This window comes from Vibrio sp. 1249-1, from assembly GCF_033340495.1.
In genome coordinates, this window is the sequence record NZ_JAWOWJ010001227.1 from 1 (window position 1) to 505 (window position 505).

1 protein-coding gene is annotated in these 505 nt (G+C 43.4%); it reads left to right on the forward strand.

All coding sequences use genetic code 11. The features are described 5' to 3' along the window. On the forward strand, positions 1-279 hold a 279-nt coding region (locus tag R7Z50_RS31410), incomplete at its 5' end, for a CsiV family protein (RefSeq protein ID WP_318150263.1). Between the last annotated feature and the right edge of the window lie 226 nt (positions 280-505).

The window sequence follows — 505 nt, forward strand, 5'->3', positions numbered from 1 at the left end:
CATTACTTGTTTGCAGAAACCACACTGGATTTGCGTGAACCAAGCGTTCGTGAAGTTCGCTTTGAGTCTAAATCAACTGACCAGTTGAATGATGAACTCGGTGATGTTGACGGCAACGTTCAAGTGGGTAACCTCGCAGAAATCTCACCAACGGTGACTGAAGAAACCTTCTTAAAGAGCTACCGATTGGATCAAAAACGCCGCATGAAAAGCAGCGAAACGCACTACTTAGACAACCCTCTAATGGGAATGATCATCCAAGTGCGTCGAGTTAACTAAACTTCGACAGTTCTACAAAGCGCAGCAATCGCTGCGCTTTGTTTTATCTGCTACTTCATATCACCTAAACTCATTTAATCACAACCATGCCAGTAGTCATTCGGTTTGAAGCCTTAGCCTTTGAGCGAAGTAAACCCAAGCCAACAACTACAATGACCTAAGGAACGAAAGGTCGGTATCTCTAAAATCAGCAAAGGAAGTCGTATTTATTCATGAGCCCAGATTT